17 protein-coding genes and 1 riboswitch are annotated in these 20,720 nt (G+C 42.5%); of the genes, 15 read left to right on the top strand and 2 right to left on the bottom strand.

Annotated features, from left to right (window positions below; all coding sequences use genetic code 11):
* The first annotated feature begins 12 nt into the window (after positions 1 to 12).
* The 11 genes from metK (at position 13) to N596_RS03475 (ending at position 10,996) form a co-directional block, all read left to right on the top strand.
* Complete coding sequence (gene metK / locus N596_RS03525; RefSeq protein ID WP_023026975.1) at positions 13 to 1,203, top strand: methionine adenosyltransferase; 1,191 nt, start codon at positions 13 to 15, stop codon at positions 1,201 to 1,203.
* Positions 1,204 to 1,510: 307 nt separating this feature from the next.
* Positions 1,511 to 1,945, top strand: a complete 435-nt coding sequence (locus N596_RS03520) for a CopY/TcrY family copper transport repressor (RefSeq protein WP_023026974.1) — start codon at positions 1,511 to 1,513, stop codon at positions 1,943 to 1,945.
* Entirely contained in the window at positions 1,942 to 4,170 is a 2,229-nt protein-coding gene (locus N596_RS03515; protein WP_023026973.1) for a heavy metal translocating P-type ATPase, read from the top strand. Before N596_RS03520 ends, N596_RS03515 begins: the two co-directional genes overlap by 4 nt.
* A gap of 48 nt (positions 4,171 to 4,218) precedes the next feature.
* Positions 4,219 to 4,425, top strand: a complete 207-nt coding sequence (gene copZ, locus N596_RS03510; protein ID WP_042361420.1) for a copper chaperone CopZ — start codon at positions 4,219 to 4,221, stop codon at positions 4,423 to 4,425.
* A gap of 251 nt (positions 4,426 to 4,676) precedes the next feature.
* Entirely contained in the window at positions 4,677 to 5,939 is a 1,263-nt protein-coding gene (gene murA / locus N596_RS03505) for a UDP-N-acetylglucosamine 1-carboxyvinyltransferase (RefSeq protein WP_023026971.1), read from the top strand.
* Positions 5,940 to 5,951: 12 nt separating this feature from the next.
* Entirely contained in the window at positions 5,952 to 6,503 is a 552-nt protein-coding gene (locus N596_RS03500) for a GNAT family N-acetyltransferase (protein WP_023023622.1), read from the top strand.
* Entirely contained in the window at positions 6,496 to 7,773 is a 1,278-nt protein-coding gene (spxR, locus tag N596_RS03495; protein ID WP_023023620.1) for a CBS-HotDog domain-containing transcription factor SpxR, read from the top strand. The genes N596_RS03500 and spxR overlap by 8 nt, the downstream gene beginning before the upstream one ends.
* Before the next feature lie 17 nt (positions 7,774 to 7,790).
* The gene (locus N596_RS03490; protein WP_023026970.1) at positions 7,791 to 8,651 is read left to right on the top strand and encodes a methionyl aminopeptidase; all 861 of its coding nucleotides are present in this window, start codon (positions 7,791 to 7,793) and stop codon (positions 8,649 to 8,651) included.
* 87 nt (positions 8,652 to 8,738) lie between these two features.
* Positions 8,739 to 9,707 carry a YihY/virulence factor BrkB family protein gene (locus N596_RS03485; RefSeq protein WP_023026969.1) on the top strand — a complete coding sequence of 323 codons (969 nt, stop codon included), beginning with the start codon at positions 8,739 to 8,741 and terminating at the stop codon, positions 9,705 to 9,707.
* A gap of 120 nt (positions 9,708 to 9,827) precedes the next feature.
* A complete protein-coding gene (locus N596_RS03480) occupies positions 9,828 to 10,292 on the top strand; it encodes a MarR family winged helix-turn-helix transcriptional regulator (protein ID WP_023026968.1) in 465 nt (154 codons plus the stop codon).
* Positions 10,289 to 10,996: a B3/B4 domain-containing protein gene (locus N596_RS03475; RefSeq protein WP_023026967.1), complete on the top strand. Its 708-nt coding sequence runs from the start codon at positions 10,289 to 10,291 to the stop codon at positions 10,994 to 10,996. Before N596_RS03480 ends, N596_RS03475 begins: the two co-directional genes overlap by 4 nt.
* Positions 10,997 to 11,197: 201 nt before the next feature.
* On the opposite strand, the gene N596_RS03470 is transcribed toward N596_RS03475, so the two are convergent.
* A complete protein-coding gene (locus tag N596_RS03470; protein ID WP_023023611.1) occupies positions 11,198 to 11,635 on the bottom strand; it encodes a GtrA family protein in 438 nt (145 codons plus the stop codon).
* Between the two features lie 28 nt (positions 11,636 to 11,663).
* Positions 11,664 to 11,800: riboswitch (PreQ1 riboswitch) on the top strand.
* Between N596_RS03470 and N596_RS03465 the strand changes: the two genes are divergently transcribed.
* The 4 genes from N596_RS03465 to pulA all read left to right on the top strand — a co-directional run bounded on the left by N596_RS03465 (position 11,798) and on the right by pulA (position 17,897).
* Positions 11,798 to 12,307 carry a QueT transporter family protein gene (locus N596_RS03465; RefSeq protein WP_006596069.1) on the top strand — a complete coding sequence of 170 codons (510 nt, stop codon included), beginning with the start codon at positions 11,798 to 11,800 and terminating at the stop codon, positions 12,305 to 12,307. Its footprint overlaps the riboswitch before it by 3 nt.
* Positions 12,308 to 12,595: 288 nt before the next feature.
* Positions 12,596 to 14,554: an NAD-dependent DNA ligase LigA gene (ligA, locus tag N596_RS03460; protein ID WP_023026966.1), complete on the top strand. Its 1,959-nt coding sequence runs from the start codon at positions 12,596 to 12,598 to the stop codon at positions 14,552 to 14,554.
* An 8-nt stretch (positions 14,555 to 14,562) separates the two neighbouring features.
* On the top strand, positions 14,563 to 15,531 hold the full coding sequence (locus N596_RS03455; RefSeq protein ID WP_023023607.1) for a diacylglycerol kinase family lipid kinase: 969 nt from the start codon (positions 14,563 to 14,565) through the stop codon (positions 15,529 to 15,531).
* 68 nt (positions 15,532 to 15,599) lie between these two features.
* Positions 15,600 to 17,897 carry a type I pullulanase gene (gene pulA, locus N596_RS03450; protein WP_023026965.1) on the top strand — a complete coding sequence of 766 codons (2,298 nt, stop codon included), beginning with the start codon at positions 15,600 to 15,602 and terminating at the stop codon, positions 17,895 to 17,897.
* A 413-nt stretch (positions 17,898 to 18,310) separates the two neighbouring features.
* Here the strand turns inward: pulA and N596_RS03445 are convergent, their stop codons facing one another.
* Positions 18,311 to 20,500 carry an LTA synthase family protein gene (locus N596_RS03445; RefSeq protein WP_023026964.1) on the bottom strand — a complete coding sequence of 730 codons (2,190 nt, stop codon included), beginning with the start codon at positions 20,498 to 20,500 and terminating at the stop codon, positions 18,311 to 18,313.
* Between the last annotated feature and the right edge of the window lie 220 nt (positions 20,501 to 20,720).

The following is a 20,720-nucleotide window of genomic DNA, read 5'->3' as shown; positions in this document are numbered from 1 at the left end:
GGGGACATTTTTATGTCAGAACGTAAATTATTCACGTCTGAATCGGTATCTGAGGGGCATCCAGATAAGATTGCAGACCAAATTTCAGATGCTATTTTGGATGCTATTTTAGAGCAAGATCCAGAAGCACACGTGGCTGCAGAAACAGCTGTTTATACTGGTTCCGTGCATGTCTTTGGTGAGATTTCAACTACAGCTTATGTCGATATTAACCGTGTGGTTCGTGATACCATTGCAGAGATTGGTTATACAAACACTGAGTATGGATTCTCGGCTGAAACAGTGGGAGTCCACCCATCTTTGGTGGAACAATCTCCTGATATCGCTCAAGGGGTTAATGAAGCTTTGGAAGTCCGTGGAAACGCAGACCAAGATCCACTTGACTTGATTGGTGCAGGTGACCAAGGTATCATGTTTGGTTTTGCGGTGGATGAAACAGAAGAACTCATGCCATTACCAATTTCACTCAGTCACAAGTTGGTTCGTCGGTTGGCAGAGCTTCGGAAGTCTGGTGATATCAGCTACCTTCGTCCAGATGCCAAGTCACAAGTCACTGTTGAGTATGATGAAAATGACCAGCCAGTGCGCGTGGATACGGTGGTTATTTCAACTCAACACGATCCAGATGTCAGCAATGAACAAATCCACCAAGATGTGATCAACAAGGTCATCAAGGAAGTGATTCCAGCTTCTTATCTGGATGATGAAACAAAATTCTTCATCAATCCAACTGGTCGTTTCGTTATCGGAGGACCTCAAGGAGACTCAGGTTTGACGGGTCGGAAGATCATCGTGGATACCTATGGTGGATACTCACGTCACGGTGGTGGTGCCTTCTCAGGTAAGGATGCGACTAAGGTGGACCGTTCCGCTTCTTATGCAGCTCGCTATATCGCTAAAAACATCGTGGCAGCAGGGCTTGCTAAGAAGGCAGAAGTGCAATTGGCTTATGCGATTGGGGTGGCTCACCCTGTATCTGTTCGTATCGATACTTTCGGTACAGGAACAGTTGCTGAAAGCAAATTAGAAGCAGCAGCGCGTCAAATCTTTGACCTTCGTCCTGCAGGGATTATTCAAATGTTGGATCTCAAACGTCCGATTTACCGTCAAACAGCAGCATATGGCCATATGGGACGGACGGATATTGATCTTCCATGGGAACGCTTGGATAAGGTAGAAGCCTTGAAAGAAGCAGTTAAGTAAGTAGATAGAAAGAGAGAGTGGGACAGAAATCGGTCATTTGTTAGAATTCGATTTCGTCGTCCCACCTCCGCGTAGTTGAGTAGGGCTTTAAAAGCTGATGAAATCAGCGTAGTAGAGCCCACTCAACCACTGCGTCTTGCTCTACAATGCAAAGAAAATTGAAAAGCTGGGACTTTTGTCCCAGCCTCTTTTTTGTAAAATAAATCTACAAATGTAAACAAAAGTATTGACAAGAAAAATAGGAAGCGTATAATAAAACTACAAACGTAAACCAATTATCCATGATAGGAGATAGAAAGGAAAATGAATGGCTAAGATTTCAAGTGCTGAATGGGAAGTCATGCGGGTCCTTTGGACCAAGGGAGAAACGACTTCTACAGAAATAACTAAGATTCTTTCCACCAAGCAAGACTGGTCCGCATCAACGGTAAAAACCCTCTTGGGGCGCTTAGCTGATAAAGGCTATCTGACGAGTCGAAGAGAAGGTCGGACCTATTTGTATCAGACCATCCTCAATGAAGAAGAGGCTAATTTTACAGCTGTTAATGAAGTTTTAAGTAAGATCTGCTTGACCAAGCATGGTCACATATTGGAGCGATTAATCCAGCAAACCCCTATGACCGAGGAGCAAATGAAGGGGTTGCAAGACCTCCTGGCTTCGAAAGTGAGCGTGGAGCGGGTTCAATGTGATTGCCAACCTGGCCAGTGTCACTGTGCCAGTCATGTGGAGGAAGATAAATGAAAGAAGAAACTTTTGTCGTCAATGGGATGACGTGTGCATCCTGTGTGATCAATGTGGAGAAAGCTGTTAACCATCTTGAGGGTGTTGAAAAAGCGACAGTCAACCTAACCACTGAAAAAATGACGGTTGAATATCAGGGGGAACCTTTGAGTCCAGAGGCTATTTCAAAAGCAGTAGCGGACGCCGGTTATGAGGCAGTAGTATACAATCCAGATACAGCTAAGAGCCAAGAAGAGCGAGAAGGTGACAAGCTACAAGTGATCCGAAAACGCCTCTTTTGGTCTTCCGTCTTCACCCTGCCTCTCTTTTATCTAGCAATGGGGCCCATGATTGGCCTACCGGCACCTGCATTTGTTTCACCTGATCAAGCACCTGTGGCTTATACTCTTGTACTTTTGGCCTTGACCATCCCTGTGATGGTTTTCGGTCGAGCCTTTTATCGAAATGGCTTCCGAACCCTTCTAAAAGGCCATCCCAATATGGATGCTTTGGTAGCTTTAGCGACTAGTGCAGCCTTTCTTTATAGTCTTTATGGGACTTATCACATTTTGCTTGGCCACCACCATCACGTGCACCAGCTTTATTTTGAATCTGTAGCCGTGATTTTAACCTTGATTACTTTGGGTAAGTATTTTGAAACATTATCAAAAGGGCGTACTTCTCAAGCTATCAAAAAGCTCATGCATCTGGCGGCTAAAGAGGCAACGGTCCTACGTGATGGAAAGGAAGTGAAACTACCTGTAGAAGACTTGGTCATTGGAGATCAGATCCTGGTCAAACCAGGTGAAAAAATAGCCGTTGATGGTCAAGTGGTTTCCGGACAATCAGCCATTGATGAAAGCATGCTGACGGGTGAATCTATCCCCATCCAAAAAACTGAAGGCAGTCCAGTTTACGCAGGTTCCATTAATGGACAAGGTAGTTTGGTTTATCGGGCTGAGAAAGTTGGTCGGGATACCTTACTAGCACAAATCATTCAGCTGGTGGAAGATGCCCAACAAACCAAAGCACCGATTGCCAAGATTGCGGATCAAGTGGCAGGAGTCTTTGTCCCTGTAGTCATGGGGATTGCCCTCTTATCAGGCCTCTTTTGGTACTTTATCATGGGTGAAACTTTCACCTTTGCTATGACGGTTACGATCAGTGTCTTGGTCATTGCCTGTCCATGTGCCCTAGGCTTGGCGACTCCGACAGCCATTATGGTGGGCACAGGCTTAGGGGCAGAGCATGGAATCCTCTACAAGAGGGGGGATGTCCTTGAGTTAGCTCACCAAGCGCAAGTCTTGGTCTTTGATAAAACGGGGACCATCACTCAAGGTAAACCTCAGTTGTCTTCTTCCTATACCTATGGTCAAACGAACCATGCCTTACAAGTCCTAGCTTCTCTGGAAGCCAAGTCCGAACATCCGCTGGGACAGGCTATTCTGGATGCTGCAAAAGAAGTACCTGTAGACTTATTAGAGATGGAGAACTTCTCCAGTCTAACAGGAAGGGGCCTCACTGCTAGATATGCAGGGAAGGTTTATCTAGCTGGGAATCAAACTCTAATGGAAGAGAAAGGAATCGATGTTCGTCTTGCCAAGGCTGACTTGGAAGTCTTGACCCAGGATGGACAAACCCCGATTTTCTTAGCTGAAGATGGGCAATTAATGGCTCTATTTGGGGTAGCAGACCGCATCAAGGAAGATAGTCTAGAAATGGTTGCTAGTCTTGAAAAAATGGGCAAGAAGGTGATCATGCTAACTGGGGATAATGAACGAACTGCTCAAGCGATTGCTAAGAAGGCTGGAATCCGGCAGGTCATCAGTCAAGTCCTTCCTCAAGAAAAATCACGAGTGATCCAAGAATTGCAAGCAGAAGGCAAGTCTGTGATCATGGTGGGGGATGGGATCAACGATGCACCAGCCCTTGCAACTGCAGATATCGGGATTGCCATGGGGTCTGGAACTGATATTGCCATGGAAAGTGCAGATATCGTAGTTATGAAACCCCAATTGATGGATGTAGTCCGGGCCTTGGAAATTAGTCGCTACACGATTCAAACGATTAAGGAAAACTTGTTCTGGGCCTTTATCTACAATGTTTTAGCTATTCCGGTGGCGATGGGCCTTCTCTATCTATTTGGTGGTCCCCTCTTAAATCCTATGCTAGCGGGTCTAGCCATGAGTTTTAGCTCAGTATCCGTCGTCGTCAATGCTCTAAGATTAAAGAGAAAAAAATTATAAAATCTAGGAGAAAAAATGCTCTCCTTATGCGAAAGAAAGGACAAAAATATGTCAAAAACATATGAAATTACTGGAATGAAATGCCAAGGTTGTGCCAATGCTGTCACTGAAAAATTATCCGCAGTAAAAGGTGTAGAAGAAGTAAGAGTTGATTTAGAGAAGAATCAAGTAACCATTGAAGGGAAACCTTGGAAATGGTCCTTGATCCGAGCTCTAAAAGACAGTAAATATGAACTAGGAAATGAAGTAAAATAAGCTCAAAAAAGGTGGTCTGAAAAGAACTGCCTTTTTTGATAAAATACACATACAGCGAATGAGTATATAGCATAGATAAACTAGGTAAGGAACTGAAAATATAAAAAAATAGTAAAACATATAGTTGAAGTTTTCTAGGAATTGGATGGACCGATCAAAAGATAAGAATGAGTGGAAAATGAAGCGTTTTTATGATATAATAGATGCGGTAATTTTTTACTGAATGATTGAAAGAGCTTATACAAATTAACATGAAAAAAATTATAATTAATGGTGGTCGCCCTTTAAAAGGAGAGGTGACCATTAGTGGTGCAAAAAATAGCGTAGTGGCCCTTATTCCAGCTACTATTTTAGCAGACGAAATTGTGACACTTGATGGTGTTCCAGATATTTCAGATGTTGCTAGCTTGATTGACATTATGACTCTGATGGGAGCAAAAGTGGAGCGAGATGGGGAGACTCTTGTCATCGATCCACGTGGTGTCAAAGATATGCCAATGCCATTTGGAAAGATCAATAGTCTTCGTGCTTCTTACTATTTCTATGGAAGTCTTTTGGGACGTTATGGCCAAGCAACGGTAGGTCTACCAGGGGGATGTGACTTAGGTCCGCGTCCAATTGATCTGCATTTGAAAGCCTTTGAAGCGATGGGAGCTAAAATGACCTTGGATGGTTCTAGTATGAACCTTTCCACTAATGGGAAGCGTCTTCGTGGGGCAGCTATCTATATGGATACAGTTAGTGTTGGTGCAACGATCAATACCATTCTAGCTGCTGTCAAAGCGGAAGGTCGTACCGTCATTGAGAATGCCGCTCGCGAACCTGAGATCATTGATGTCGTAACCCTTCTTAATAATATGGGGGCTCACATCCGGGGAGCTGGTACAGATATCATTACGATTGAAGGAGTAGACTATCTCCGCGGGACGCGCCACCAAGTAATCCCAGATCGCATCGAAGCAGGGACTTATATCGCTCTTGCTGCAGCTGTGGGAGAAGGAATTCAAATTACGAATGTTCTCTATGAACACCTGGAAAGCTTTATTGCCAAGCTAGAAGAAATGGGAGTTCGCATGACCATTTCTGAGGATAGTGTTTTTGTTGAAAAGCAAGAAAATCTGAAAGCTGTTCACATTAAAACCTCTCCTTACCCTGGATTTGCAACTGATTTGCAGCAACCCTTGACCCCCTTGCTCTTGACAGCTAATGGAAAGGGAAGCATTGTAGATACTATTTATCAAAAGCGGGTCAACCATGTGGCTGAACTGATGCGGATGGGGGCTAGGATTGAAACAGTTGGTGATCGCATTGTCTACCAAGGACCAAATCAATTAACGGGTGCTCCAGTTAAAGCGACAGACCTTCGTGCAGGAGCTGCCTTGGTGATTGCAGGCTTGATGGCACAGGGGAGAACAGAGATTACCAATATTGAGTTTATCCTTCGTGGCTATTCGCACATCATTGAAAAATTGCAACAATTGGGCGCTGACATCAAGTTAATTGATGAAGCATAACGAACGATTTTTATGAACATTTGGACGCAACTAGCAGCATATTCATGTTTCGAAACAGAGCGCCTCTTCTTGAGGCCCTTTCTATATAGTGATGCAGCTGACTTTTACAAGATATCCTCCAATCCAGATAATTTGCCTTTTATTTTCCCGGCACAAACTTCCCTAGAGGAATGCCAGTATGTCTTGGCTAATTATTTTTTAAAGAATCCTCTGGGAATATGGGCGATTTGTGATAAGGAAACCGGTCATGCGATTGGATCGATTAAATTTGAGAAATTGGATGAAATTAAGAAAGAAGCAGAACTTGGTTATTTCTTACACAAGGATTATTGGGGCAAAGGCCTCATGACAGAGGTTGTAAAAGAAATTACCTTCTTGTCCTTCCAGGAATTTCATCTCAAACAAGTCCGAATTATTACCCATGTTGAAAATTTAGCCAGCCAACAGGTAGCTTTACATGCCGGTTATACGTTAAAACGACAATTCAAGGGAAGCGACCGCTATACCCGAAAGATGCGGGATTATTACGAGTTCTGCATAGATAGAGGAGATCTCAATGAGTAAACACCAAGCGATCTTAGATTATTTGGAGAAACTACCAATTGGCAAGCGTGTCAGTGTGAGAAGTATCTCGAACTATTTACAGGTGAGTGATGGGACCGCCTATCGGGCCATTAAAGAAGCCGAAAATCGTGGAATTGTTGAAACGAGACCTCGTAGTGGGACTGTTCGTGTTAAGTCCAAAAAGGCTGTCCTGGAACATCTGACTTTTCGAGAGATTGTAGAAATAACCGGTTCGGAAGTCTTGGCAGGTAAAGAAGGACTGGAACGAGAGTTCAATAAGTTTTATATCGGTGCCATGACAGAAGAGCATATTTTAGATTATGTCTCTGAAGGTGGGCTCCTCATTGTTGGAGACCGGACCAATATCCAACGTCTGGCCCTCAAGCACGACAATGCTGTTCTTGTAACTGGTGGTTTCGATGTCGATCCTTCTATTTTAGAACTAGGTAATAGTGGTCAAACTCCTATCTTACGTACCAAGCATGATACTTATACTGTGGCGACCATGATCAATCGCGCTCTCGCCAACATGCAAATCAAAACAGACATATTAACGGTTGAACAAGTCTATTCACCCATGCATGAATATGGTTTTTTACGGGAAACAGATACCGTACGTGACTATCTAGATTTGGTAAGAAAGAGCCGTTTTAGTCGCTTTCCTGTCGTTAATCAACACCAAATGGTTGTTGGAGTGGTAACTATGCGGGATGCCGGCGATAAGGCACCCCAGACAACTCTAGACAAGGTCATGTCACGTACCGTCTTTACGACAAACCTTTCTTCTAGTATCGCCAATGTCAGTCAACGCATGATTGCAGAAGACTTTGAGATGATCCCTGTTATTCGGAACAATCAGACCTTGTTAGGTGTCATTACCCGTCGTGCAGTCATGGACCGGATGAGTAAGGAACAATTGTCTGGATTACCAACCTTTAGTGAACAAATCAGTCAAAAAGTGGTTCTGCAAGCCAATCATTTTGAACTGACGGTTGAACCAAGTATGTTAGAAAAAAGTGGCGTTCTCTCGAATGGCGTTCTCACTGAAGTTTTAACAACGGTCACTCGCCAGCTCATGATGAATTCTGGAAAAAATTTAATTATCGAACAGCTGTTGGTCTATTATCTTCAAGCTGTTCAAGTGGACGATACCTTGCGAATTGAAGCGCGTATTGTTCGCCAAACAAGACGATCGGCTATTATAGATTTTGATTTGTATTTGAATCTGCAGCTGGTCACGAAAGCCACCGTTACTTTGAAAATTAATTAGAATGGAAGTAGGAATAGATGATTACATTGAAATCACAGCGTGAGATCGAAGCCATGGACCGTGCAGGAGATTTTCTTGCCAGTATCCATATTGGCCTTCGGGATTTGATCAAACCGGGTCTTGATCTTTGGGAAGTAGAAGAGTATGTTCGACGTCGCTGTAAAGAAGCCAATGTCTTGCCCCTACAGATCGGTGTGGAAGGAAGTCTGATGGACTATCCCTATGCAACTTGTTGTGGGATCAATGATGAAGTGGCTCATGCCTTTCCTCGCCACTATCTGTTAAAAGAAGGTGACCTCTTAAAGGTGGATATGGTCTTGTCAGAGCCATTAGATAAGTCTGTTGTTGATGTTTCAAAACTAGACTTTGATAATGTAGCTCAGGTGAAAAAATATACAGAAAACTTCTCTGGTGGTTTGGCAGATTCTTGTTGGGCTTATGCAGTCGGGAATGTATCTCAAGAAGTAAAGGATCTCATGGATGTCACTAAGGAGTGTCTCTACAAGGGGATTGAGCAAGCAGTTGTCGGAAATCGCCTAGGAGACATTGGTGCAGCTATTCAGGAATATGCTGAAAGCAAAGGATATGGAGTGGTCCGTGACTTGGTCGGTCATGGAGTCGGTCCAACTATGCATGAAGAACCTATGGTTCCCCACTACGGACGTGCAGGACGTGGGTTGCGCTTACGTGAGGGGATGGTCTTGACCATTGAACCAATGATTAATACCGGAACTTGGGAAATCGATACCGATATGAAGACAGGTTGGGCCCACAAAACCCTTGACGGTGGTCTTTCTTGTCAGTACGAACATCAGTTTGTGATTACGAAAGATGGTCCGGTTATTTTGACCAGTCAAGGCGAAGAAGGAACCTATTAAAAAAAGTAGAGAGGAAAGAATGGAGCTGAATAGATAAAACGGTTTCGCTCTTTTCTCTTTTTATGAGTTTGTTAGGGAGGGGAAGATATGAAAAAGTTTCTAAAATGGCTAGGCGAACGACCGTTTATTAAGGGATTCCTACGCTTTTATATGGCCTCTGAATCGGATATCACTAGTATAGCAGTAGCCTATTATTTATTGATTTCGATTCTCCCTTTATTGTTGATTGCAGCCAATATCCTCCCTTACTTTCAGATTCGTCCGACTCAGATTTTGCTGACCTTGCGTGAAGTCTTACCTGCTTCCATGTACCGCATTGTTTTGCAAGTTATTTCATCGGTGCTTACCAAGCCGTCTACTGGTTTGCTGAGTTTTTCTATCATTTCTGCTTTATGGGTCTCTTCACAGTGTATCGCTTACCTGCAAAGAGCCTTCAATAAAAGTTATGGAGTGGAGAAGGAGAGGGGGATTATCTGGGCGAGAATTTTCAGTATCTTGATTAGTTTTGCTCTACAAGGTCTGTTTGGTCTATCTCTCGTTTTGACTATGTTTGGCCGTATGATTATTCGTACCGTCTACCAGATTTTCAAGTTTGATGAAAGTATCTACCTTCGCCTTCTAAATATTTCCGGCCCTTCGGTTTACTTCCTTCTCTTTTTGACCTTGCTCTTGCTCTATTACACCCTGCCCAATATCAAAATTCCTAAGTTTCGCTATGTCTTTCCAGGAGCCATCTTTGTGACAGCAGTCCTTTATTTGACCTTGAATATCTTCTGGAAATATGTCGATCACTATATCACGAGTTTCTTAGATGCTCGTTTCTTCGGATCTGTCCTTTTAGCAGTCATTATGTTCTGGTTTATCTTGGTAGCCAAGGTGTTGATTATTGGTTGTATCTTAAATGCTAGTATTCAGTATGCGATTGAAGCACGATTCGAGACAAAAGACGGGGATGTGGTAGCCAAGTATAAGATAGGTCAAGTAGCTTTTCACCAAAAGGAAGCTTCACTCAAGCGTCGTTTTCATCTTCAAAATTTGAGAAAAAATCAAGAATAATCTTAAAGAAATAAAATAGGAAAAAGCCGGTTTTCATCCGGCTTTTTTGTTATTTCTGAATAGTTTGTTGCAAATGCAACAAAAATGTGATAAACTCCATTTAAAGGAAAGGAGGAGCAAATGAAGGTTTTAAGAGAGATTGGCATCATAGCCCGAGCCTTAGATTCGATTGCTAATATTGAGTTCCGAGATTTGGAGCTAGCAAGAGGCCAATACCTGTATTTGGTGCGGATTGGAGAGCACCCAGGGATTATTCAAGAGGAGTTATCCGATTTATTAAAAGTGGACCGTTCAACAGTAGCTCGCTCTGTCAAAAAATTAGCGGATAAAGGATTTATCCGAGAATTAAACGATCATTCAAATCAAAAGATAAAAAAATGGGTCCTAACGGAAAAGGGACAAGCGCTTTATCCTTTCATACTTGCTGAGCATACTTATTCTGAGAAGGCTGCCTTAAAAGGTTTTTCACAGACAGAAATTCTTCAATTAGAAAAATGGCTGGCAAAAATGAGTGAAAACGTCGCAGCGGATTGGGAGCTAGTGAAAAAAGGCCAAAAAAGAAATTATAGTGAGGAAAAGAAATGAAAGTTACAATAGATCAAGAGTTTTGGGATTTGTTTCCCCAAGCACAAGTAGTGGTGATGACTGTAGAAGGAATCGACAATCATGTCGACGAGGGCAAGGATCCCTATTTTAAGGATCTACTCGACAAGGGAGTCGCACGATCAAAAGCCTTCATCGATGATGAACAATTCACTGCTAGCCCAGTTGTTCAGGAATGGCGTCAGGCTTTTAGCAAATTCAAAACCAAAAAAGGAGCCCGCTCTTCCATTGAAGCCTTATTGAAACGTGTTTCGCAAGGACGGGAGTTTTATCCCATTAATCCTTTAGTTGATTTGTATAATAGTGTCTCTCTTGCCTATGCTATCCCATGTGGTGGTGAGGACATGGAAAAGTTAGCTGGAGGCTTATCTTTAGGAAAAGCAAAGGAGGGAGAGCCATTCTTCCCATTAGGAGCTGAGGAAGATGCTCCAGCTTTGCCGGAAGAGATCATCTATTATGACCAAGAAGGGGCTGTTTGCCGTTGTTTAAATTGGCGGGAAGCTAAAAGGACGATGTTGACAGAAGAAACTCGTCAAGCTATTCTTGTTATGGAAGCAGTGACTGAAGAGCAAGGAGAACGTGCTAAAGAAGCAATGGACGAATTAAAAGGCTTAGTCAAGGACTATTTTGGTGTAGAAGGAAAGATTTCTTATTTAAGCGCCCAAACATCTAGTTTAGAAGTTTAAAAAAATGAGAGTGGGACAGAAATCGGTCATTCGTTAGAATTCGATTTTGTCGTCCGACCTCCGCACAGTTGAGTAGAGCTATAAAAACTGATGAAATCAGCGTAGTAGAGCCCACTCAATCACTGCGTCTTGCTCGACAATCCAAAGACAATTGAGAGGCCAGGACTTTTGTCCCAGCCTCATTTTGGTTTTCCACGGAAGTTACTTTTTATTTCGGAAGACAAAAAGTTTGCTGAAGACATAGTTCAAAATGACAATCATAACTTGGGCAGCAAACGTTTCGATGGTATTGATAGCCGTACGATTCATATTGACAAACTGACCAATGATTTGCGGATACTGGGTCACAAAGATGGTAGTCATCAGGAGATCCAGAACGAGAGTGCCCATTCGAGCGAAAGAGAAGACAATTAAGCGTTTGAACCAGCCTTTTCTTTCTTGTTTAAAGACAATAGTATCGTTGGTAGCAAAGGCAAAGAGAATCCCTGCAATATTTCCAATCAAGGTAGCTAGTTGTTCCTGGTCCGTCAGTTGGAAAACAATCAGCCGGGTAGCAACAGAGACAATAGTAGTAGCAACACCAAAGATCAGGTAGGCTAAAATTTCATTATTAAAGATGCGATGGACTAGTTTTTTCATACAATTAGTCTATCATAATTCCCTTATTTGTGCTATACTTATAAAGTTGGTTTGTCGAATGCAACTCTATCAAGAGGGGTTCATTGGCAAAGATCAACCCTTGGTGCTTAGCTTCTTTCACCAAGCATATTAGACGCGGAAAAACCGCTAAAGGAGAAAACGATGAAAAACTATACTGTTCGTGACTTGGCACAGATTGCTCTAGTTGCAGCTCTCTATGTGGCCTTGACCATTACTCCCCCATTGAATGCCATCGGAAGCAATGAGATCCAATTCCGTGTTTCTGAAATGCTCAATTTCATGGCTTTCTACAATCGGAAATACATTTGGTCGGTGACAATTGGCTGTATGATTTCTAACTTCCTGAGTTATGGGATTGTCGACGTGGTCGTTGGTGGCGGATCTACTTTGGTCTTCGTCACACTTGGAGTATATCTCTTTAAACGTTACGAAAAGACAGATCTCTTTAATGGATGGATTCGCAAGGATCATTTCTTATTCTCAATTTTCTTTGCCCTCTCTATGTTTACGATTGCCTTAGAATTGCATATCTTGAACAAAACACCATTCTTCTTGAATTGGTTGACAACTGGTTTGGGTGAATTTGCTTCCCTGATTGTCGGAGCTATTTTGATTAAAAAGATTGCCCAACGTATTGATTTGACTCAATAGTCTACTAGAGAGTGGAACAGAAATCGGTCATTCGTTAGAATTCGATTTCGTCGTCCCACCTCCGCACAGTTGAGTAGGGCTGTAAAAGCTGATGAAATCAGCGTAGTAGAGCCCAGTCAACCACTGCGTCTTGCTCGAGAATCCAAAGATAATTGAGAGGCTAGGACTTTTGTCCTAGCTCTTTTTTGTTGCCATTGCCGAATCCGATTCATTCAAATAATAGATATTTTTCGCTAATGGAGTAGTCAGAAAGGCCCCAGTAAAGCGTTTTTATGGTAAAATAGGGATATGGAAACCAGAATAAAAGAGCTAGTGACACTCCTGAATCACTATGCAGAAGAATATTATACAAAAGATGCTCCGTCCGTATCGGATTATGAGTACGACCAACTTTATCGGGAATTAGTCGCCTTAGAGGAAGCCCATCCGGAGTTGGTCCAGCCCAATAGCCCAACCCATCGGGTCGGAGGAACTATTCTTAAAGGGTTTGAAAAATACCAGCATGCTTACCCGCTATACAGCTTGCAGGACGCCTTTTCTTATGAAGAATTAGTGGCCTTTGATCAACGGGTTCGCAAAGAATTTCCTGCTGTCACCTATGTATGTGAATTAAAAATTGACGGCCTGTCTATTTCACTATCTTATGTCGATGGAGTTCTTGAAACGGGTGCTACACGTGGGGATGGGAGCATTGGAGAAAATATCACAGAGAACCTCAAGCGAGTTCGCGATATTCCTCTAGTCTTGCCAGAACCTCTTACATTAACAGTTCGCGGAGAATGTTATATGCCCCGTGCATCTTTTGATGCTGTCAACTTGTCTCGCCAAGAAAATGGGGAAGCAGAGTTTGCGAATCCTCGAAATGCGGCAGCCGGTACTCTTAGACAGTTGGATACAAAGATTGTTGCGGAGCGAAAACTCGCGACCTTCCTCTATCAAGAAGCTAGTCCAACTGACCAAACGAGTCAAGAGAAGGTGTTAGCCAAGTTAGATCGACTCGGTTTTGTCGTCAATCCGCATCACAAGACAGCGACTAGTATCGAGCAAGTCTGGGACTATATTCAAGAAGTGGCAGCCATGCGTGACCAGCTTCCTTATGATATCGATGGGGTCGTGATAAAAGTGAATGACCTGGCTGTCCAAGAAGAACTTGGCTTTACTGTCAAAGCTCCCAAATGGGCAGTGGCTTACAAGTTCCCAGCTGAGGAGAAGGAAGCAAAACTCTTGTCAGTTGATTGGACTGTTGGTCGGACAGGAGTGGTGACACCAACTGCTAATTTGACTCCCGTTCAACTAGCAGGGACGACTGTCAGTCGGGCTACTCTCCATAATGTAGATTACATTGCTGAGAAAGATATTCGCAAAGACGATACCGTCATTGTCTATAAAGCAGGGGATATTATTCCAGCTGTTCTACGGGTTGTTATGGATAAGCGCGTATCAGAAGAAAAATTAGAGATTCCCAGTCACTGTCCAAGTTGTCAGAGTGAGCTCCTTCATTTTGAGGATGAAGTGGCCTTGCGTTGTATCAACCCCCGTTGTCCTGCTCAAATAAAGGAAGGGCTCGCTCACTTTGCCAGCCGGGATGCCATGAATATAACAGGGTTGGGGCCAGCTGTGGTGGAAAAACTGTTTGCCAAAGAACTGGTACAGGATGTGGCAGGTATTTACCGGCTGACGGTTGAGGATCTTTTACAATTAGAAGGTTTTAAAGAAAAATCTGCCCAGAAGTTAGTAGATGCTATTCAAGCATCTAAGGGGAATTCTGCTGAAAAACTATTGTTTGGACTGGGAATTCGTCATGTAGGAAGTAAGGCCAGCCAGCTCTTGCTCCAAGAGTTTCATTCCATTCCAGCTTTAGCAGAAGCAGAGGTTGAAACGATTGCAGCGATAGACAGTTTAGGAATGGTCGTTGCAGAAAGTCTCCAGCGTTATTTTGCTCAGGAAGGCTCTCGGCTTCTTTTAGAAGAGCTTAAGGATGCTGGGGTAAACTTAGAGTACCTAGGACAAAAGGTTGCAGCAGACGCACCATTGTCCGGTAAAACAGTCGTCTTAACAGGTAAACTGGAACGTCTGACACGTTCTGAAGCTAAGGCTAAATTAGAAGCCTTAGGGGCTAAAGTCACAGGCTCCGTGTCCAAGAAAACTGACCTGTTGGTTGCAGGTAGCGATGCGGGAAGTAAATTAAGCAAAGCGCAGGAATTATCGATTGAAATACAGGATGAAGCCTGGCTTGAGAGTTTATAGAGGCATGTATGGAAAATAAGATTAAAAAAGCACGAGTGATATATAATCCGACCTCTGGTCAGGAAATCATTAAAAAGAACATCGCAGAAGTCTTAGATGTGTTAGAGGATGTCGGCTATGAAACAAGTGCCTATCAGACCACTCCAGAGCCCTTATCAGCCCAATTAGAAGCAGAACGGGCTGCTAAGGCAGGATTTGATTTGATCATTGCCGCTGGGGGAGATGGAACCATTAATGAGGTAGTTAACGGGGTTGCTAGTCTCGAACACCGTCCAAAAATGGCTTTTATCCCTACGGGAACAACCAATGATTACGCGCGTGCTCTGAAGATTCCAATGGGAGATCCTGTAGCTGCTGCAAGGATTATTGAAAAGAACCAAACCATCCAAATGGACATTGGACGGGCATACGGAAGTAAATATTTTATCAATATTGCTGCTGCAGGGACCTTGTCTGAATTGACCTTTAGTGTACCGAGTGAGGTGAAGTCGCGTTATGGCTACTTTGCTTATGTGGCTGAAGGGGTGAAGAAGTTCCCCAAAAATAAAACCCGCAAGGTGCGGATTGAACACGATAATGGGGTCTATGTTGGACCAGTTTCTCTTGTTTTCGTGGCTTTGACCAATTCAATCGGTGGCTTTGAAAGTGTAGCACCAGATGCTAAATTGGATGATGGTAATTTCACTTTGATTTTAGTGAAAACCGCTAAATTATTTGATATGTTGTCTTTGATTATGCAAGCCGTCAATGGTGGAAAACATGTCAAGGATTCAAATATTGAATACCTCAAAACATCTAAATTGAAGATTGAAGTTTTGGATAAGAAAGAAGAGTTTAAGATCAATCTAGATGGTGAATACGGGGGAGATACACCGGTGGAACTGGAAGTCTTCCACAATCACTTAGAATTTTTTGCCAACATCGATGAAATTAATGACGATGCCTTGGTCCATTCGGAATATAAATCAGAAGAATAATGGAGATTCATTGCTGAGAGTGGGCAATGTTCATTTCTTCTTAGTTAGGAAATAGGAAATACAATAAGATGCATCAGTATCAAGTTAAAATCCACTACCATCATCCTGTAGGCGATTATTTTGCACGTGATATGTGGAAGTGGCATGAAGGGGTTTTGGGGGAGGAAGTATCCTTCTCCAAGCTCGATTATTTTGGAGTTGAGGGGCTCTTAGTATATAACTGTGAGACGCCTCAACGGTTTGGTCATGTCATCATCAAGGAAGGAAACTGGATCAGTCAGTCAGACGAATACCATATCGAGCTTTTGCCTGAAGGGCATTTGCGAGAAGTCTGGTTAATTCAAGGGGATGATACCGTTTATTATTCCTTACAGGCTGCAATGACTAGTCATGAATACAGCCGTCGGAAGCCACATGCTTTTGATATGGCGACTCATTACCAGGAATTTGATGCCAAATGGGGATATCAAGGATGGTTGGGCTATCGCCAGCAGGATGATGATTACCGCTTTAAACTCTGGGCACCTACTGCCAATAAAGTAGACCTCCTCATCTATGATTCTGTTGCTAATGACAGCAAGGTTTGGAAGATTGTTCCAATGGTTCGTGGCCAGCGTGAATCTAGCGACCATGTTCGAAATAATTGTGGTGTCTGGTATGCCGATGTCATGGGGAACCTCAGTGGACTAGCTTATCAGTACAAGGTTTATTTTGATTACCATACGGAGATTGCGCGTGATCCTTATACGATCGCTACCAGTGAAAATGGGAAAAAATCAGCCATTCTTTCCCATTATGATCGCATCTTCCCTGCCTTTCAAACAGAAGCGTATGAGAAGGCTGACTGGCGGCTGGATAATCCCTGTCAGGCGGTTGTCTATGAAATGCATATCCGGGATTTGACCATTTCTCCAACTTCCGGTGTGGACGAAGCTTATCGAGGAACCTACCGAGGGGCTCACCAGACTGGGACTAAGAACGCCCAGGGTGATGCTACTGCTTTTGATTACATCAAGGAATTAGGGGTTAATGTGGTGCAATTGCAGCCAGTTACCGACCGCTATAAGACCTACGATGAAGAAGGCAATGTCCTCTACAACTGGGGCTACGATGTGCAGAATTATTCAGCACCTGAGACTTGGTATTCGACCAAACCTCACGATCCTAAAACCACCATGCGCGAATTAAAAGAAATGATTCACGCCTACCATGAAGCAGGAATCTCAGTGGTTATGGATGTCGTTTATAACCATATCTATTCGACAGAAGATGGCGCCTTCCAAACAACTGTTCCTGATTATTATTACCGGATGAATCCAGATGGATCCTTCCAAAATGGTACAGGAGTTGGGAATGAGACAGCCAGTGAGCATGAGATGTATCGCAAGTTCATGATTGATTCCTTGACACATTGGGTAACGGAATATAAGATTGACGGTTTCCGCTTTGACTTGATGGGGATTCACGATGTGGATACGATGAATGAAATCCGGGAAGCCATGGATGCGATTGATCCACGGATCCTCCTCTATGGAGAAGGTTGGGATATGGGGACAGGCTTAGCTCCAGAAGATAAGGCCAAGAAGGACAATGCTTATCAAATGGCTGAGGTTGGTTTCTTTAATGATACCTCTCGAGATGCCATTAAGGGGGCTGAGGTCTTTGGCTCTATCAAACGTGGCTATGTTAGTCGGAAGTCTACAGAAGACATCATTGCGCGGTCTGTTCTAGGTAGTGCAGAGATGGGATCCTTCCTAACTCCAAGTCAGGTTCTCAACTATGTAGAAGCCCATGATAACTACAACCTCTATGATTTACTTTCTTATGTCCATCCAGATGACTCTCAGGAAAAAATTAAGAAGCAGGTAGAAGTGGCGACAGCCATGAATCTCCTCTTCCAAGGGATGGCCTTTATGCAAGTTGGTCAAGAGTTCCTAAGAACCAAGTTGGTTGCAACGGGTGAAGATGGAGAAGTGACCCAGGCAGATCGAGAACGCGCTATGAATTCCTATAATGCGCCAGATGCCGTCAACCAAGTCGATTGGAATCTGGTGTCTGTCAACAAGGATACGATTGACTATATTCGTCAAATCATTCATTTGAAGAAGACCTTACCTGCCTTGTCTCTTGAGTCTTATGAGGAAATTTACCAACATGTCTTTGTGCATACAGCGGATATGGGTAGTGGTGTCATCGTCTTTGAATTAAATTGGGATAAACACTATTCTGTCATCTTTAACACCAGTGGACTTCCATTCTATCTCCAGAACGCAGATCATCTTGAGCTTCTTGTTGGAAATAGTCGAAATAAACGACCATTCTATGTTGAGAATCTAACAGCTTCCGTCTTTGAATGGAAGAAATAAATAAAAAAAAGAGTGGGAAATCCCAATCTTTTTTTAGAATGTAGAAACACAATTATTTCTAAATAATAGCTAGATGATTTTAAAAAAGATAACTTCTATTTGTGTGCCATTTAAACAGATCTAAAACTTTTCTCACAGCGGAAAGTTTTAGATTTGCTTTAATGACCCAAATTAATAGAAGTTGTTTTTGAAAACAATCCAGATACCTTAAGTAAAAATAGTTTGTCTACATTTTAAAATGAGGCTAGGACAAAAGTCCTAGCCTCTCAATTGTCTTTGGATTGTCAAGTAAGACGCAGTGGTTGAGTGGGTTCTACTACGCTGATTTCATCAGCTTTTATAGCAGAACTAAACTGTGCGGAGGTGGGACGACGAAATCGAATTCTAACGAATTACCGATTTCTGTCCCACTCTTATTTTTTTTCTGATGAAGATGAACTGGAACTACTTGAGCTAGAATCGTCACTCGATGATGAAGAAGAACTGAACTGTTCAGGATGGAGTTCCTTATAGCTAGGAGCCTTGAAGAGATCAACCGTTGACTGCTTGCCTTTTTGGCTATAGAGACTGGTTGATGCATCCCCTTTTTCTTTTTCGATTTTCTTCAATGCTTTCATCGAGTTATTGTAAGAGTAATCATCTGGGTTGACTTTTCCAAGATCATTACCGGTATAGAACCGTAAGAGATCACCAGTTTGAATACTATCACTAATCTTGAGTTGAAGATTCGCTGCCTCACGGATCTTATCGAGTTGCTCTTTCGTTGTTTCGTCTGGATTGGTGATTTCTTCACCAGTCTTGGTGTAATAGGTCCGGCCACTGTAACTTGTATACTCAGGGGTCACAAAGTAGTTAGATGAACGGAAAGCAACGATTTGACTATGATCTGGAGATAATAAGTCTTGTCCAACTTGAAGGAAGTTCTTAGAATCAATTCCTAACAAGTGTTCCAATGTCGGAAGCATATCAATCTCTCCACCGTAGGTTTCAATCACTTTCCCCTTGTCCATACCTGGAATCACCACCATATAAGGCACGCGTTGCAACATGGCATTGTCATAGCTAGACCATGTCTCCGAGTTCTTGTCGAGCAGAGGAGCTAGGGCTGGATTCCGAGAGTTTGAAATACCGTAGTGGTCACCATACAAAACAATAATAGAGTTCTCATATAAGCCTGAAGCTTTGAGATAATCGAAGAAGGCCTTGACGGAAGCATCCAAGTAGTTGGCTGTAGCAAAATACCCATTAATTGTTTCATCTTGCGTTTCTGCCAGAGGGAAGCCGACTTCGTCACCAATCAGACTTGTCGTATAAGGATAGTGGTTGGAAACTGTAATGAATTTGGTGTAAAACGGTTGTTGCATGTGTTCCAAGTACTTGATGGAATCCTTAAACATGATCTTATCGTTGAGTCCATATTGGAAGGAATTGGTATCATCTTGCTTGGTAAAGTAAGAGGCATCAAAGAAGTAATGGTAGCCCCATTGTTTGTAAGCTGTATTACGGTTCCAGAAGCTTCCGGCATTTCCGTGGAAAACAGCACTGGATTGGTAGCCATTCTTAGAAAGAATAAAAGGAGCTGCTTGCTGGGTATTGGTGCCACCGTAGTTCACCATAAAGGAACCTTGGTTCAAACCAAACAAGCCTGTTTCAATCATGGTCTCTGCATCTGATGTTTTACCAGCTTTTACCTGGTTGAAAACATTAGCAAATGCAAAGGTTTCATTTGAATGGTAAAGTGAGTTGATAAAAGGGGTTACTTCGTATTCTTTGCCATCGACCTTCAATTTATAATCGATCAAGAATTGTTGGAAACTTTCCAAGTGGATATAGATGACATTTCGTCCCTTAGCTAGACCAAAGGTTTCAGGATTTGGTTGAGCATAGTGGCTAGCAACATACTCTTCAACTGGCTTCAAGTCTACTTCAGAGGCTTTTGAGCGTTCTTTATTTGCCATGTAAGTCTGGTTGGCACTGTAACCTAAGAAGGCTGGTAAGCCAAGCGCACGGACTACATAATAATTTGAGAATCCACGCGTTAACAACTCCGGACGGTCAATCTCTGCCAAGAAAAGGTTGGCAGAGAAGAGCATAGCAGAGAGAGAAGTAACTGCAAAACTTGCCCGTTTATTAAATGGACGGGGATCTAGTTTGACCAATTTTTTAAAAAAGAGGAAAGCTAGAATTGGAAAGTCTAGAATATAGATGATGTCCCAAGGTCGGAACAATTCTAAGGCTGCTGCCCCAAGACCAGCGGATACCTTACTAGAGGCTAGCATGGTATTGACAGTTACGAAATCTGTAAACTCACGATAATAAATCGAATTGGATATCAACCAGATAAATAAAATGACATAGATGCTAAAAGATAGCAAATAGAAGAGTTTGGTTCTCTTAATATAAAAAGCGAGACCGATGAATAAGAGACTTAACGGTATCGGGTTAATGATTGCAAGAAAAACCTGATAGAAGCCTTGAATATCTAGATTAAAGTCTACTGTATAGGCCCACATGGTTTTAAACCAATAAAGCAACAGTAGGGTAAAGACAAATCCTAGTCTGGTACTCATAGCATCGAGTATCGTTTTGGTAATTTTTTTCACAAAAATATACTTCCTTGCCTTATTTCCTAAAAATTTTCTTACAACAGTATACCATAATTTAGATCGTTTTGAAAATAAAGCAAGCAGATAATGAGGGATAGAAAGTCTAAGTTTGAGATTTGTAATCTATTACTAAACAAAAAGAGCAAGAATGTTTAAAACGATGGAGATCACTTTGTTATTAATCGTATTTTTAAGGAAGAGACTTTGTGAAATTTTG

The organism is Streptococcus ilei (assembly GCF_000479335.1).
Taxonomy (GTDB): domain Bacteria; phylum Bacillota; class Bacilli; order Lactobacillales; family Streptococcaceae; genus Streptococcus; species Streptococcus ilei.
This window is presented reverse-complemented; position numbering and strand designations above follow the sequence as displayed.